At 68.6% G+C, this 13,863-nt stretch carries 14 protein-coding genes and 1 tRNA gene; 7 read left to right on the forward strand and 8 right to left on the reverse strand.

Annotated features, from left to right (window positions below; all coding sequences use genetic code 11):
• Positions 1-155: 155 nt before the first annotated feature.
• The 3 genes from AB0H82_RS01935 to AB0H82_RS01945 all read right to left on the reverse strand — a co-directional run bounded on the left by AB0H82_RS01935 (position 156) and on the right by AB0H82_RS01945 (position 1,752).
• Positions 156-1,025 (reverse strand): NUDIX hydrolase, encoded by an 870-nt coding sequence (locus AB0H82_RS01935; RefSeq protein WP_362987744.1) that lies wholly within the window; start codon positions 1,023-1,025, stop codon positions 156-158.
• A 98-nt stretch (positions 1,026-1,123) separates the two neighbouring features.
• Entirely contained in the window at positions 1,124-1,594 is a 471-nt protein-coding gene (locus AB0H82_RS01940; RefSeq protein ID WP_362987746.1) for a RidA family protein, read from the reverse strand.
• Positions 1,591-1,752 carry a DUF4177 domain-containing protein gene (locus tag AB0H82_RS01945; protein WP_003975360.1) on the reverse strand — a complete coding sequence of 54 codons (162 nt, stop codon included), beginning with the start codon at positions 1,750-1,752 and terminating at the stop codon, positions 1,591-1,593. Before AB0H82_RS01945 ends, AB0H82_RS01940 begins: the two co-directional genes overlap by 4 nt.
• A gap of 82 nt (positions 1,753-1,834) precedes the next feature.
• Between AB0H82_RS01945 and AB0H82_RS01950 the strand changes: the two genes are divergently transcribed.
• Together AB0H82_RS01950 and AB0H82_RS01955 are read left to right on the forward strand one after the other, a co-directional pair.
• Positions 1,835-2,815: an ArsA-related P-loop ATPase gene (locus AB0H82_RS01950; protein WP_362987748.1), complete on the forward strand. Its 981-nt coding sequence runs from the start codon at positions 1,835-1,837 to the stop codon at positions 2,813-2,815.
• On the forward strand, positions 2,812-4,095 hold the full coding sequence (locus AB0H82_RS01955) for an ArsA family ATPase (RefSeq protein ID WP_362987750.1): 1,284 nt from the start codon (positions 2,812-2,814) through the stop codon (positions 4,093-4,095). Before AB0H82_RS01950 ends, AB0H82_RS01955 begins: the two co-directional genes overlap by 4 nt.
• 135 nt (positions 4,096-4,230) lie before the next feature.
• Here AB0H82_RS01955 and AB0H82_RS01960 read toward each other — a convergent pair whose 3' ends face one another.
• Positions 4,231-4,575, reverse strand: a complete 345-nt coding sequence (locus AB0H82_RS01960) for a WhiB family transcriptional regulator (RefSeq protein ID WP_030782081.1) — start codon at positions 4,573-4,575, stop codon at positions 4,231-4,233.
• A gap of 384 nt (positions 4,576-4,959) precedes the next feature.
• Here AB0H82_RS01960 and AB0H82_RS01965 point away from each other — a divergent pair, with 384 nt between their 5' ends.
• On the forward strand, positions 4,960-7,296 hold the full coding sequence (locus tag AB0H82_RS01965; protein ID WP_362987752.1) for a transglycosylase domain-containing protein: 2,337 nt from the start codon (positions 4,960-4,962) through the stop codon (positions 7,294-7,296).
• Between the two features lie 104 nt (positions 7,297-7,400).
• On the opposite strand, the gene AB0H82_RS01970 is transcribed toward AB0H82_RS01965, so the two are convergent.
• The gene (locus AB0H82_RS01970) at positions 7,401-7,865 is read right to left on the reverse strand and encodes a GatB/YqeY domain-containing protein (RefSeq protein WP_362987754.1); all 465 of its coding nucleotides are present in this window, start codon (positions 7,863-7,865) and stop codon (positions 7,401-7,403) included.
• Between the two features lie 128 nt (positions 7,866-7,993).
• On the opposite strand from AB0H82_RS01970, the gene AB0H82_RS01975 reads away from it, so the two are divergent.
• From AB0H82_RS01975 to AB0H82_RS01990, 4 genes are all read left to right on the forward strand, one after another.
• Positions 7,994-8,920: a metallophosphoesterase gene (locus AB0H82_RS01975; RefSeq protein ID WP_362987756.1), complete on the forward strand. Its 927-nt coding sequence runs from the start codon at positions 7,994-7,996 to the stop codon at positions 8,918-8,920.
• 107 nt (positions 8,921-9,027) lie between these two features.
• Positions 9,028-9,101 (forward strand) — tRNA-Pro (locus AB0H82_RS01980).
• 290 nt (positions 9,102-9,391) lie between these two features.
• A complete protein-coding gene (locus AB0H82_RS01985; RefSeq protein ID WP_362987758.1) occupies positions 9,392-9,895 on the forward strand; it encodes a DUF4365 domain-containing protein in 504 nt (167 codons plus the stop codon).
• 1 nt (position 9,896) lies between these two features.
• Positions 9,897-11,033 (forward strand): hypothetical protein, encoded by a 1,137-nt coding sequence (locus tag AB0H82_RS01990; protein ID WP_362987760.1) that lies wholly within the window; start codon positions 9,897-9,899, stop codon positions 11,031-11,033.
• Positions 11,034-11,099: 66 nt separating this feature from the next.
• Here AB0H82_RS01990 and AB0H82_RS01995 read toward each other — a convergent pair whose 3' ends face one another.
• From AB0H82_RS01995 to AB0H82_RS02005, 3 genes are all read right to left on the reverse strand, one after another.
• Entirely contained in the window at positions 11,100-12,605 is a 1,506-nt protein-coding gene (locus AB0H82_RS01995; RefSeq protein ID WP_362987762.1) for a LacI family DNA-binding transcriptional regulator, read from the reverse strand.
• 32 nt (positions 12,606-12,637) lie between these two features.
• Positions 12,638-13,015 (reverse strand): helix-turn-helix domain-containing protein, encoded by a 378-nt coding sequence (locus tag AB0H82_RS02000; RefSeq protein ID WP_362987764.1) that lies wholly within the window; start codon positions 13,013-13,015, stop codon positions 12,638-12,640.
• Positions 13,016-13,141: 126 nt separating this feature from the next.
• Positions 13,142-13,654 carry a helix-turn-helix transcriptional regulator gene (locus AB0H82_RS02005; protein WP_362987766.1) on the reverse strand — a complete coding sequence of 171 codons (513 nt, stop codon included), beginning with the start codon at positions 13,652-13,654 and terminating at the stop codon, positions 13,142-13,144.
• Positions 13,655-13,863: the final 209 nt, after the last annotated feature.

Here is a 13,863-nt window from a genome sequence, read left to right on the forward strand (position 1 = left end):
GTATGTGCGTACTCGCTATCCCTGCGCCGCGGCACACGGACAAAGACGCCGATGTGTGCTCGGTGCTCCGTTCGCACATACCCCCACGTCCCCTCCGGAGCGCTTGCGGCTGTCCGGCCGGTGGGGGCTTGGGTCTCCGGCGGGCCGGCCCGGTGTCATCGTTCGCTGCCCGCGGCGATGTGCTTCGTGAACTCGTCGTGGCCGGGCCAGGAGAGGACCAAGGTGCCGTTCTCCATATGGGCTTGGGCCAGGACCGGTGTCATGTCCTGGGAGGGGGCGGCGTCGAGGGCCGCTTTGGGGGTCGGGTGGGCGGTCAGGGCGCGGAGGGTGGCGATCGTGGGCGGCATCATCAGGAGCTCGCCCTCGTCGTAGCCCGCGGCCGCCTCCGCCGGGCGGATCCAGACCGTGCGGTCGGCCTCCGTGGAGGCGTTGCGGGTGCGCTGGCCCTCGGGGAGTGCGGCCACGAAGAAGAACGTGTCGTAGCGCCTGGGCTCGAACTCGGGGGTGATCCAGCGGGCCCACGCGGCGAGCAGGTCGCTGCGGAGGTACAGGCCGCGGCGGTCGAGGAACTCCGCGAAGGAGAGGTCACGGGTCACCAGGGCCTCGCGGTCCGTCTCCCAGTCGTCGCCCGTGGTGTCGCCGACCACCGTCTCCGGAGTCGGTCCCGCGAGCAGCACGCCCGCTTCCTCGTACGTCTCACGGACCGCCGCGCAGACGATGGCCTGGGCCGCGGCCTCGTCGTCGACGCCCAGCCGGGCCGCCCAGGACGCGCGCGTGGGGCCCGCCCAGCGCACCAGGTGGTCGTCGTCGCGCGGGTCGACGCCGCCGCCCGGATACGCGTACGCGCCTCCGGCGAAGGCCATGGAGGCGCGTCTGCGCAGCATGTGTACTTCAGCGCCCTCCGCGCCGTCCCTGAGCAGCATGACGGTCGCGGCGCGGCGCGGGGTGGCCGGAGTCAGCTCGCCGCTCGCGAGGGCGCGGATGCGGTCGGGCCACTCCGGGGGGTACCACTGCCCATTTGCCATGGGCGGAGGCTATCCCCTAGTGGGCTGATGTTCGAGAGGCAACAATCGTGCCCTACGGAGCGCCGCTCGGTGTGAACGGCCACTCCGGAGGGACCGTTTTACGCCTCTGTGAGCTCGACCTGGAACTCGACCTCGACCGGGGCGTCCAGCGGCAGCACGGCGACGCCCACGGCGCTGCGGGCGTGCACGCCCTTGTCGCCGAAGACCTCGCCGAGGAGTTCGCTGGCGCCGTTGATCACGCCGGGCTGGCCGGTGAAGTCCGGGGCCGACGCGACGAAGCCGACGACCTTCACGACGCGCGCGACGCGGTCCAGGTCACCGGCGACGGACTTGACCGCGGCCAGCGCGTTCAGCGCGCAGGTGCGGGCCAGGTCCTTGGCCTCCTCCGGAGTGACCTCACCGCCGACCTTGCCGGTCACGGCGAGCTTGCCGTCCACCATCGGGAGCTGGCCCGCGGTGTAGACGTACACGCCGGACTGGACGGCCGGCTGGTACGAGGCCAGCGGCGGCACGACTTCCGGCAGGGTCAGGCCGAGCTCGGCGAGGCGGGCCTCGACTGCGCCGCTCATGCCTGCTTCTCCCGCTTCAGGTAGGCGACGAGCTGCTCGGGGTTGTTCGGCCCGGGCACGACCTGGACCAGCTCCCAGCCGTCCTCGCCCCAGGTGTCCAGAATCTGCTTCGTGGCGTGGACGAGCAGAGGCACGGTTGCGTATTCCCACTTGGTCATGTGGCCGACTGTAGTCGGTGCGGAGGGCTGCTCAGGGTGGGCTCCTGCATGGTCCGGGCGGCGACTGGTTAGGCTCGGAAGGGTGAGCAGGCTCCAGGTCGTCAGTGGCAAGGGCGGTACCGGCAAGACCACGGTGGCCGCGGCCCTCGCGCTCGCCCTGGCGACGGAGGGCAAACGCACCCTCCTCGTCGAGGTCGAGGGCAGGCAGGGCATCGCGCAGCTCTTCGAAACCGAAGCGCTGCCCTATGAGGAGCGGAAGATCGCCGTCGCTCCCGGGGGCGGGGAGGTGTATGCCCTCGCCATCGATCCCGAGCTCGCGCTGCTCGACTACCTCCAGATGTTCTACAAGCTGGGGGGCGCGGGCCGGGCCCTGAAGAAGCTCGGCGCCATCGACTTCGCCACCACCATCGCGCCGGGCCTGCGGGACGTACTCCTTACCGGCAAGGCGTGCGAGGCCGTGCGTCGCAAGGACAAGAGCGGGCGGTACGCGTACGACTGCGTGGTGATGGACGCCCCGCCGACCGGCCGCATCACCCGCTTCCTGAACGTGAACGACGAGGTCGCCGGGCTCGCCAAGATCGGGCCGATACACAATCAGGCACAGGCCGTGATGCGGGTCCTGAAGTCCCCCGAGACGGCCGTGCACTTGGTGACGCTGCTCGAAGAGATGCCGGTCCAGGAGACCGCCGACGGGATCGCCGAGCTGCGGGCCGCGCAGCTGCCCGTGGGGCGGGTCATCGTCAACATGGTGCGCCCGGCCCTGCTGGGCGACGCCTCGCTGGAGCTGGGCCTCGACCGGACGCCCCGTACGGCCATCGCCAAGTCGCTGTCGGCCGCCGGGCTCGGCGGGGCGCGCCGCGGCGGAGGTGCCGAGCGGCTCGTCGACCCGCTCCTGGAGCAGGCCGCCGAGTACGCCGAGCGGTACGCCCTGGAGCGCGACCAGCGCGCCCAGCTGACCGAATTCGGCCAGCCTCTGCACGAACTCCCGCTGCTCGCCGGCGGGATGGACCTGGCGGGCCTCTACGAACTCGCCACGGAACTGCGGAAGCAAGGGATCGCATGACGAGCAGCCAGGAAGCGGCACGGAGGCTGGCCCCCGGGCGGGCGCTGGACGTGGACGCCCTGATCGGCGACCCGAAGACCCGCATCGTGGTGTGCTGCGGCTCCGGCGGCGTCGGCAAGACGACCACGGCGGCCGCCATCGGGCTGCGCGCGGCGGAGCGGGGCCGCAAGGTCGTCGTGCTCACCATCGACCCGGCGCGCAGGCTCGCCCAGTCCATGGGCATCGACTCGCTCGACAACGTTCCGCGGCAGGTCAAGGCGATCGACGGCGCCGGTGAGCTGCACGCCATGATGCTCGACATGAAGCGCACCTTCGACGAGATCGTCGAGGCGCACACGGACAAGGAGCGCGCCAGGGCGATCCTCAGCAACCCCTTCTACCAGTCGCTTTCGGCGGGCTTCGCGGGCACGCAGGAGTACATGGCGATGGAGAAGCTGGGGCAGCTGCGGTCCCGGGACGAGTGGGACCTGATCGTCGTGGACACGCCGCCCTCGCGTTCGGCGCTTGACTTCCTCGACGCCCCGAAGCGCCTCGGGTCCTTCCTGGACGGGAAGTTGATCCGGCTGCTCATGGCGCCGGCGAAGGTGGGCGGCCGGGCCGGGATGAAGTTCCTGAATGTCGGCATGTCGATGATGACGGGCGCCCTCGGCAAGCTGCTCGGCGGGCAGCTGCTGCGTGACGTGCAGATGTTCGTGACGGCGATGGACAGCATGTTCGGCGGTTTCCGTACGCGGGCGGACGCGACGTACCGGCTGCTGCAGGCGCCCGGCACGGCGTTCCTGGTGGTGGCCTCGCCGGAGCGGGACGCGCTGCGGGAGGCTGCGTACTTCGTGGAGCGGCTCGCCGCGGACGACATGCCGCTGGCCGGTCTCGTACTGAACCGGGTGCACGGCAGCGGCGCCGCTCAGCTGTCGGCCGAGCGGGCACTCGCCGCCGCGGAAAATCTTGAGGAGAGCGGCATTGTGGATCAGGGGGACGGGAAGGTAGGAGATCGTAACTCCCCCGAAAATCAGATCACTTCAGAGGACTCCGCCACCGATCCCTCCGTGACGACGCCCGATCCGTCCGTGGTGACGCCCGACCCGTCCGTCGAGCAGTTGACCGCGGCTCTGCTGCGGCTGCACGCGGAGCGCATGCAGCTGCTCACGCGGGAGCAGCGCACGCGCGATCGCTTCACCGCGCTCCATCCCGAGGTGGCGGTGGCCGAGGTGGCCGCGCTGCCCGGGGACGTGCATGACCTTGCGGGGCTCCGGGCCGTAGGGGACCGGCTGGCGGGCTGACGGAACGTGGGGTGCACCGGCCCGGACGCCCCGGCACGGGGCTCATCGCCCCGTACGTGGGTTCCCGCGCGTCTCACTCTGCGGGTTGCATCAGGTGTTCTTGCGGGTTGCGTCAGGTTTCATCGCCCTGACGGCCTACCCCACCGCCGCATAGCTCTCGTACGTCTCCTCGTCCTCCAAGTCCACGGGCAGCAGGCCCGCGCCGCGCTCGTACTCGGAGCGCGCAGTCTCCAGGAGCCTGCGCCATGAGGTGACGGTGGGACGCCTGCGCAGCAAGGCGCGGCGCTCCCGCTCCGTCATGCCACCCCACACGCCGAACTCGACGCGATTGTCCAGCGCGTCGGCCAGGCACTCGGTCCGCACCGGACATCCGGTGCACACCGCCTTGGCCCTGTTCTGCGCTGCTCCTTGAACGAACAGTTCATCCGGATCGGTAGTGCGGCAGGCCGCCTGCGCACTCCAGTCGGTTACCCAGCCCATACCGGCGCCGTCCTCTCCCGAATCGAGGCTCCCCCACGGCGGCAGCGGCATATGCACCGCCGCCAGTTGAGGACGTTACGGAAGGTGGGCACAGCGCAACACCCCCTTCGGGCCCAATCTTGGATGGCCCGAACGGACTATGCGTAAGCGGCAGATCACCCGACGGAGTGAGCGGGCGACATCCGTGAGGAACCCGGCATTCCGGGACAGTTCAGTTAAGTCACAACGGACGCCGGGCGCCACATAAGGCGAATTCGGACAGGAATTCGTCGGATCCGGGAGCGATGCAGGGCTTGTTGCCGAACCGCACCGCTGTGACAGTTGGGAGCAGCTTAGGCCAAGGCATTAAGGCGTGTCCGGCGAATCAGAACGTAGGCTGCCCTCATGGGAAAGAAGCGCTCGGGCGGTGGTCTGTCACCAACTCAGCAGGCCGCGAAGTTCCTAGGAGTCAGCGTCCTGGCGGGTGCGGTGCTGGCCGGGATCGCCCTGCCCGCGGTCGGGGCACTGGGCCTCGCGGCCAAGGGCTCGGTCGAGGGGTTCGACGAGATCCCCGCCAACCTCAAGCAGCCGCCGCTCAGTCAGCGCACCACGATCCTGGACAACAAGGGCGGATCGATCGCGACGGTCTACTCACGTGACCGCACGGTCGTGCCGCTCAAGGACATCTCGCCGTACATGCAGAAGGCGATCGTCGCGATCGAGGACGCCCGCTTCTACGAGCACGGCGCGGTGGACCTCAAGGGCATCCTGCGCGCCCTCAACCAGAACGCGCAGAGCGGCGGCGTCTCGCAGGGCGCGTCCACGCTCACGCAGCAGTACGTGAAGAACGTCTTCGTGGAGGAGGCCGGCGACGACCCGACGAAGGTCGCCGAGGCCACGCAGCAGACGCTGGGCCGCAAGATCCGCGAGCTGAAGTACGCGATCCAGGTCGAGGAGAAGCTCGGCAAGAAACGCATCCTGAAGAACTACCTGAACATCACCTACTTCGGTCAGCAGGCGTACGGCATCGAGGCCGCGGCCCAGCGGTACTTCTCCAAGCACGCCAAGGACCTGAAGGTCCAGGAGGCCGCGCTCCTCGCCGGCATCGTGCAGTCGCCCAGCAGGTACGACCCGGTCAACGACGCGGCCGAGGCCACCAAGCGGCGCAACGTGGTGCTGCAGCGCATGGCCGACACGCACGACATCTCGCAGGCGGAGGCCGACGAGGCCAAGAAGACCGACCTCGGCCTGAAGGTCAGCCGGCCCAAGAACGGCTGCATCACCTCGGTCAGCGGCGCCGGTTTCTTCTGCGACTACGTCCGCGAGGTGTTCCTCAACGACCCGGTCTTCGGCAAGACGAAGGAAGAGCGGGCCAAGGTCTGGAACCGGGGCGGCCTGAAGGTCCGCACGACGCTGGACCCGCAGGCCCAGGACTCGGTGCAGGCCTCGATTAAGAATCACGTGAACAAGACCGACGACGTGGCGACCGCCGCCACCATCGTCGAGCCGGGCACGGGCAAGATCCTCGGCATGGGCCAGTCCCGTCCCTACGGCTTCAAGAAGGACGAGACCACGATCAACCTCTCCGTGGACGACTCCATGGGCGGCGGCGCGGGCTACCAGCCCGGTTCGACGTTCAAGCCGATCGTCGCGGCGGCGGCCCTGGAGGGCGGCAAGTCGGCGGGGCAGAGCTACTCGTCCCCGTACGAGATGCCGTATCCGCAGCGGGTGGCCACCTGTGGCGGCAAGCAGTGGGTGAACTCGGGCGGCGCGAAGCTGACCAACGAGAACGAGTCCGAGGTCGGTCCGTACGGCATGGAGGAAGCGACCGCGAAGTCGGTCAACACCTACTACGTGCAGCTCATCGGCGACATCGGCATCTGCCCGGTGACGAAGCTGGCCGACAAGATGGGCGTGAAGCGGGCCGACGGCAAGGAGATCGTGCAGGCACCGTCGATCGCCCTCGGCACCCAGGAGATGTCGCCGCTGACGATGGCGGGCGCGTACGCGGCCTTCGCCTCGCGCGGCACGTACTGCACGCCGATCGCCATCGAGACGATCACGACGCTCGGCGGCAAGTCGCTGCCGGTGCCGAAGTCGACGTGCTCGCGCGCCATGTCGGAGAAGACGGCCGACACCATCAACACGCTCCTGCAGGGCGTGGTCGAGGACGGCACGGGCAAGAAGGCCGGTCTCGGCTCCCGCCCGAGCGCGGGCAAGACGGGTACGACCGACTACCGCTACGCCGCCTGGTTCGTGGGCTACACCCCGAACATGTCGGGCGCGGTCTGGGTCGGCGACCCGATGCACAAGCGGCAGATGGTCGACATCACCATCGGCGGCGTCCCGTACGACAAGGTCTTCGGTGGCGAGGTGCCGGGTCCGATCTGGCGCGACGCGATGAGCGGCGCCCTCGCGGGCAAGCCGGCGCCGGGCTTCAACACCGTCCACATCCCCGGCGGGGGCAAGGACAAGGACCGGGACCACGGCGGCGGCGGTCACGACGACGGCAAGCCGGGCGGTGACGGCGGAAACGGCGGCGGAAACGGCGGCAGCGGCAACGGTGGCGTCGGCGGCGGGATCGGCGGTGGGGGCGACGGCGGCGGCGATCCCTGGCCCGGCTTCTCGATCCCGCCGGACGTTCTCGGCGGGAACGGGAACGGTGGGAACGGTAACGGGGGCGGTCACGGCGGCGGCGGGAACGGCATCGGGGGCGGGATCGGCGGCGGCTGGCCCCGGTAGCCTCCCGGCTCCCCGCTCGACGGTCTCTCCTGTACGTGGATGAGGGCGCCCCCTGCTTCAGGGGGCGCCCTCATCGGCGTATCAACTGAGCGATCGATCCGCTCTCAGCCCGCGAGGAGCTTCTTGACCGTGGCGGCGACGCGGCCGCCCTCGGCCAGACCCGCGACCTTCGGGTTCACGATCTTCATGACCTGCCCCATGGCGCGCGGCCCCTCCGCACCGGCGGCCCTGGCCTCTTCCACGGCCTGGGCGACGATGTCCTGGAGCTCGTCGTCGGAGAGCTGCTTCGGGAGGTACTCGGCGAGGATCTCGCCCTCCGCCTTCTCCTTCGCGGCCTGCTCGGCGCGGCCGCCGTCGGCGAAGGCCTCGGCGGCCTCGCGGCGCTTCTTCGCCTCGCGGGCGATGACCTTCTGCACCTCGTCGTCGGAGAGCTCGCGCGCCTCCTTGCCCGCGACCTCCTCCTTCGTGATCGCGGTGAGGGTCAGCCGGAGCGTCGAGGAGCGCAGTTCGTCGCGCCCCCGGATCGCGGCGGTGAGGTCTTCGTGCAGCTTCGCCTTGAGGGTGGTCATGGGTTGATTGTGGCAGGTGCGGGGAGTTGCCTGCCCCTCGATTTCCGCCGGGTGGGCCCGTGGCGGGCGGGGGTTGGGCTCCAACGCCCTCCGGCCGGCGGGCCGGCGGGGTCTGACACGATGGGGGGATGCGCGCGCGATACGCAGTACCTCTGGGCATCACGGCGACGGCCGCGGCCGGTCTCGCCTACTCGTTCGGCATCGAGCCCCGTTCCTTCCGGTTGAGGCGGGTCACGGTGCCCGTACTGCCGTCGGGGATGCGTCCCCTGCGGGTCCTTCAGGTCTCCGACATCCACATGGTGTCCGGCCAGCGCAAGAAGCAGCGGTGGCTGCGCTCGCTGGCCGGTCTGCGGCCTGACTTCGTGATCAACACGGGCGACAACCTGTCCGACCCGGAGGGCGTCCCGGAGACGCTGGACGCGCTCGGCCCGCTGATGGAGTTCCCCGGGGCGTACGTCTTCGGCTCGAACGACTACTACGGCCCGAGGCTGCGCAACCCCGCCCGCTACCTGCTCGAAAAGGCACAGGGCAAGCACGGCCTGAACGGCAACGCCCCCGCGGTCGGCGTCATCCACAACCCGTGGGAGGGCCTGCGCGACGGCTTCGACGAGGCGGGCTGGGTCAACCTCACGAACACCCGCGGCTCACTCAAGATCGACGGCTACGAGATCGGCCTCACCGGCCTGGACGACCCGCACATCAAGCGCGACCGGTACGCGCAGGTGGCGGGCGGCCCGGACGCCGGCGCGGACTTCTCGATGGGCATCGTGCACGCCCCGTACCTGCGCTCCCTGGACGCGTTCACCGCGGACGGCTACCCCCTGATCCTCGCCGGCCACACCCACGGCGGCCAGCTCTGCATCCCCTTCTACGGAGCCCTGGTCACCAACTGCGACCTGGACACGGACCGCGTGAAGGGCCTCTCCCGCCACGAGGCGGAGGGCCGGAAGTCGTTCCTGCACGTCTCCGCGGGTTGCGGGGCGAGCCGCTACACACCGATGCGTTTCGCCTGCCCTCCGGAGGCGACACTGCTGACGCTGGCACCCCGCGGCTGAGGCCCGGCCCCACGGCTCGGGAAACCGGATTTCGTCTCCGGCCGCCGGTCCGCTAAAGTAATCGATGTCGCCACGGCCTGCCCGTCAGGCCAGTGGAGCAACGACATCGGGGTGTAGCGCAGCTTGGCAGCGCGCTTCGTTCGGGACGAAGAGGTCGTGGGTTCAAATCCCGCCACCCCGACAGCTGAAACACCAGGTCAAGGGCCTGATCCTCTCTGAGGGTCAGGCCCTAGCTGCGTCTCTGGAGATCGTTTGGGAGAAATCTGGGAGAAGATCTTGGTCGGGGTCTCCCAGACGGTCCTGCATCTCGCACCCAGCGCACGTCAGCCGTCACGCCGCTGAACCTGTGCGTTCGCCAATCGGTATCTGAGGTGCCCGCAACAGGGGCTCCGGAAAGTTGGCCTGCGTACGCGGTATTCCCTCACTTGCAGATCCCACTTATCCTCGCGATCACGCTACCGGGGGGTGGTCATGGCTGCTGAGGCAACGAGCTGGCAGAAGGAGCAAGTCAGTCGCGCTTACGTGCATGCCTTAGCAACGCAAGGCGGGTACACGATCTGCGACTGGAACGTGGACAAGGATGGGGTCGACGTCACACTCCGTTCCCGCGGCCTCATGGTCGATATCCAGCTCAAGTGCACACAAAGCCCACGCACTATCAGGAGCGGCTACAGCTTCGACCTGGACATCGAGACCTACGACAAGTTACGTGACCCTGAGCGCTCTGCGCCTGGTCACCTTGCGCTGCTCATCGTTCCGCCCGACATCGGCCGCTGGGTCATCCACCAGCCGGATTCGATAGTCCTTGCTTGCCACGGCTACTGGTCCTCCCTTCATGGGATGGGAGAGGCCGCTGGCAGCTCTACTACCGCGATCCACCTTCCTGAGCACCAGGAGCTCACCGTGAAGGCCATGGGGACCATGTTCGATGCTGCGCGTCGCATGACCCACAGCGCTGGTCTGGGGTTGAGCTGACATGGCGGACATCACCCCTGACTTCGGCCCTGAAGAGATTCGCAGCTATCTCAAGGTAACCGGATGGGCACCCGTATCGGGCGGAGACGTGGCCGAGCTATGGAGGCTTCCAGGGCCGGCGGACGAAGTCGTCCTGGTTCCGATGAAGCCGGGCGCACCAGACTTCGCCAAGAGGGCTCGGATCCTGATCCAAGACCTGGCGAGGATCGAGTTCGAAGACATCCAGACTGTCCACGACGCCGTCGCCACGGTCTACAACGACGTCACCGACCTCCGGGCCTCCCACCCGTCAATGAGCGACGGATCGATCCCGCTTGAGTCCGGGTACGAACTCTTTGTCTCCGCCAAACGCCTTCGGGTGGCCTCGGCGGCGGCAACGATCCGGCGTCAAGGGCACTTCCGGAACTTCCCGACTCGGGCGCGTGATCAGGCACGAGAGGTTCGCCTGGGCCAGACTCGTCGCGGCTCCTACATCGTGCCCATCATCAGCCAGGCGCGCTCCCCCGAGGACGTTTACTCACCCCGTCAGGATCACATCGACGTCCAGGTCGAGGAGACTCTCTTCGACCGCCGGGTGACTGCCACGATGTCTCGCGCACTAGGCGTACTTGAAGACATGGCAGGCGCCGACCACGAACCCACGCCCAGCGAGATCAATGACTCCATCGGCGAGGGGGTCTCCTACGAACTGTGTCAGGCCCTCGCCAAAGTCGTGAACACCGAGTCCGTCAGTGCACTCGACGTGGCATTCAACTGGTCCCGCGTAGCTGCACCACCGCCAGGTACGCCAGCGCGCGTTGAGTTCAACCGCGATGCGATCGAGATCGTCGACCTGGTGTCCGAACAACTCAAGACCAAGGTCTACACGCGGGAGCACTTGATCTACGGCGTGGTCACAGACCTCAGTCGCCACCCCGATGACGACACCGGGCGCGTCGGGGTCCAAACGCTCATTCAGCGCCGCAGCCGCACGGTATGGATGGACCTCGCTGACAGCGACTATCACACAGCCGTGCACTGCCACGATGCCGGAATCCCCGTCCGAGTGAGCGGCATGCTGACCAGTCCACCCGGCGGGCTTGCCCGCATGAAAGTCACCGGCTTCGGACCTGACCCATCGCTGGGAGCAGACGACTAGCAGCTCAAAACGACGAGGCGGGACTGTTCCAACGACAGCCCCGCCTCTCGCGACTTGCCAGCCGCTCTATCCCCTCGACCTCAGCAGGCGATCGAGAACTCGTACTGGTGAGGACGAGCACATGACCCGACGCGCATCGAGCGCCGCCTCCCACCGTTCGGTAAGGCCGGCCGTAAGGCGCCTGCGCATGCCTGGAGTGACGTGCGCGTACCGGGCTGAGACCGAGCCGTCGATGTGGCCCATGCGTTCGTCCATGAGGACCTTCTCCGTACCGAGGTCCTCCATCATCGTCCGGTGGGTGTGCCGGAGGCCGTGGGGTGTGAGGCCCTTGGCGATCGGGAGCCAGCAGGCGTCCGCCCGAGTAGCGGCGCCTCGGCCTCGGGCCGGGATGCCAGGCCACGGCTCGCCGAGGATCGGCACCGGCCGGGCCTCTTGAGGTGCCTTCCTCGGGTACCAGCCGGAGACCGCCGGAGTGAACAGCCAGGTGGCGAAGCCGTTTCGGCGCCAGTGAGCGGCGTGCTCCGACGTCATGCCACCTCGCACGAACCCGAGCTCAGCGATGGCGAGTTCGACGCGTACGCGGGTGGCCTGGCGTACGCGGTCGGGATGGTTGAGGACGTTGGAGACCGTGCCTGTGGAGACTCCGGCGCGGCGTGCGACGTCGACGAGCTTGGCGCCCTGGTGGCCGCCGGTGCGCGCCGCTCCCTGGCCGCGGAAGACGTACGTCCTGCCGTGGCAGGGGCAGGGCGTCGGCTTCGTACGGGCGATGTGGTTGAAGACCAGGGCCGACAGCCAGTCCGTCGAGTCGATGTCGCGGTAGCTGTCGTCCTTGGGCGGGCAGCGCACCAGCTCGCCGGTGTCGAGTTCGTACAGCTGCCACTCGACGCGGAAGGCGTTGGGCCGGACGAACTCCGTTTCCAGGCCGACGATTTCGCCCCAGCGCTTGCCGGTGTAGCCCTTGAGGACCGTGGCGACGAATTCGTCGTCGCGGCCGGAGAGCAAGGAGGCCCGCTCTGCGGTGAGCAGGATGCCGAGCGCGTCGGTGACGACCTTCTCCGGGCTGCGGTCACGGGAACGTCCGGCGCGCTTGCCTCGCCCACGTCGACGGGCCGCCGGGTTGGACGTGAGCAGACCCTCGTCGATCGCGTCCTCGAAGATCAGGTGGAGCGTCGAGCGCCAGGTCTTGACGCTGGAAGCCGCGTACGCGGCCCGCTCCTTCTTCTCCCAGGCGTCGACGTCCGTGCGCAGGATGCCCGCGAGCGCCTTGTCCTCGAAGTCCGGGAGCAGGTGCTCCTCAATGTGGCGCTTGTAGTTCTGCATGGTCGAGGCGGCCAGGTCCTGGGCGGCGTACCAGCGGCTCGCGTACTCGCCGAACGTCTCCTGCCCGAGGCTCGGGTCGCGCCACTGGCCGCGCCGAACGGTCACCTCTTCCGCGTCTGCGGCCTGCTTGGCCTCGCGCTTGGTGGCGAACTTGACCACGGCGCCCATGGAATCGGCGACGGTGCCGTACTTGCCGTCCTCGATCTTGTAGCGGCCACGCCAGTAGCCGCCGCGCTTTTCTGCGTACCCCACAGATTTCCCTCCCCTCTGTCGTGTGGGGTGCGTTAAGCAGCGGTTCCGTACTGGGACTTGGTCGTCCGGCGTGGCGGGCGGGCCTTGAGACGGACCGTGGGGGCAGCCATCTCGGGCTGCTGCCGAGTGCGCGGTTTCCGGGCCGGCGCAGAGGCGGCGCCAGGGCGCTGCAAAGTCTGAGCCGGACGCTCTTCGTACATGCGGATGATCTCGGCAAGGTGCTCGTCCGAGAATCGGTAGGCGCGGCCGACGCGGGTGAATGGGATGAGTCGCCGGCGGGCACGGTCCTTGACCCACCAGGCGGAGCAGCCGAGTACGGCAGCGACTTCCTCGGGTACGTAGAGGCGCGGTAGCGCGGCCTCGGCGTGCGGAGTCGGTGCGGAGGCAGGGGTTATCGCGGATTGGCGCAAGGGGTGGGTCCTCTTCTGGCGGGCATGGGCGCGGCAACGCCGCCCGCCGGTCGATCGCTAAAGGGATGGGGATGAGGTGCCCGTGCTGGGGGTTTGCGGGTCCAGCACGGGAGTGGGAGCCGGGGGCTACGCCTCGTCGGCGGGATCGGTGTCGCCGCCACCAGCCGGAGGGCCGTGCATCTTCAGCATGGTCTTGCTGGCCTCCTCCGCGATGGCGTTGGAGACCATGACGTCGGCTTCCTCGCGCACGTCAGGGTGCTCGGCGAGGTAGGCGTCGAGGGCGTCGCGCGCCTCGGTGAAGGCCATGTTGGCGCGCTGGGTGGCACGGAACGCGTCAACGATCTCGTCGATGAGCTCCATGGCGCGGGCCTCGGCGGCCAGCTGTGGGGGGCCGACGAGATTGCGCAGGTCGAGGCCGAAGACCTCGGCGAAGCCGATGGTCTCGTCGAGGTTGATGCGGCGCTTGCCGTTTTCGATCCGCCAGACCGCGGACGGGTTCATCTCGAAGCCGGCCTCGTTCATGCGGTCGGACAAAGCGTTGGTGCTCCAGCCGCGCGCCTCGCGTTCCAGCTTGATGCGCACCGCGACGTTGCCCTCACCGCTGAGCAACACGCCCTGCGGCGGGTCTTCATCCGCCATGGCCACCTCCTTCCGTACGTAGCACTCCCCTGCCATTTGCAAGGACCCCCTAACAGTAACATGCGTACTGCGAGATGCAGAACACTTCTGCGATCTGCAATTCGTGTGGCATAGTGGTGGTCCCACCCGACCAACCCGAGGAGCCCCGCACGACCGCACGTCACATGAAAGAAGCCCCCGGCGATGCCGGGGGCTCAAGCGCAAACCTC

Source organism: Streptomyces sp. NPDC050732, assembly GCF_040654255.1.
Lineage (GTDB): Bacteria > Actinomycetota > Actinomycetes > Streptomycetales > Streptomycetaceae > Streptomyces.

What these genes read in the sequence shown, in the direction of transcription:
- AB0H82_RS01935 (WP_362987744.1), bottom strand. Translation starts at nt 1,025, where the DNA reads ATGGCAAATGGGCAGTGGTACCCCCCGGAGTGGCCCGACCGCATCCGC.
- AB0H82_RS01940 (WP_362987746.1), bottom strand. Translation starts at nt 1,594, where the DNA reads ATGAGCGGCGCAGTCGAGGCCCGCCTCGCCGAGCTCGGCCTGACCCTG.
- AB0H82_RS01945 (WP_003975360.1), bottom strand. Translation starts at nt 1,752, where the DNA reads ATGACCAAGTGGGAATACGCAACCGTGCCTCTGCTCGTCCACGCCACG.
- AB0H82_RS01955 (WP_362987750.1), top strand. Translation starts at nt 2,812, where the DNA reads ATGACGAGCAGCCAGGAAGCGGCACGGAGGCTGGCCCCCGGGCGGGCG.
- AB0H82_RS01960 (WP_030782081.1), bottom strand. Translation starts at nt 4,575, where the DNA reads ATGGGCTGGGTAACCGACTGGAGTGCGCAGGCGGCCTGCCGCACTACC.
- AB0H82_RS01965 (WP_362987752.1), top strand. Translation starts at nt 4,960, where the DNA reads ATGGGAAAGAAGCGCTCGGGCGGTGGTCTGTCACCAACTCAGCAGGCC.
- AB0H82_RS01970 (WP_362987754.1), bottom strand. Translation starts at nt 7,865, where the DNA reads ATGACCACCCTCAAGGCGAAGCTGCACGAAGACCTCACCGCCGCGATC.
- AB0H82_RS01975 (WP_362987756.1), top strand. Translation starts at nt 7,994, where the DNA reads ATGCGCGCGCGATACGCAGTACCTCTGGGCATCACGGCGACGGCCGCG.
- AB0H82_RS01985 (WP_362987758.1), top strand. Translation starts at nt 9,392, where the DNA reads ATGGCTGCTGAGGCAACGAGCTGGCAGAAGGAGCAAGTCAGTCGCGCT.
- AB0H82_RS01990 (WP_362987760.1), top strand. Translation starts at nt 9,897, where the DNA reads ATGGCGGACATCACCCCTGACTTCGGCCCTGAAGAGATTCGCAGCTAT.
- AB0H82_RS02005 (WP_362987766.1), bottom strand. Translation starts at nt 13,654, where the DNA reads ATGGCGGATGAAGACCCGCCGCAGGGCGTGTTGCTCAGCGGTGAGGGC.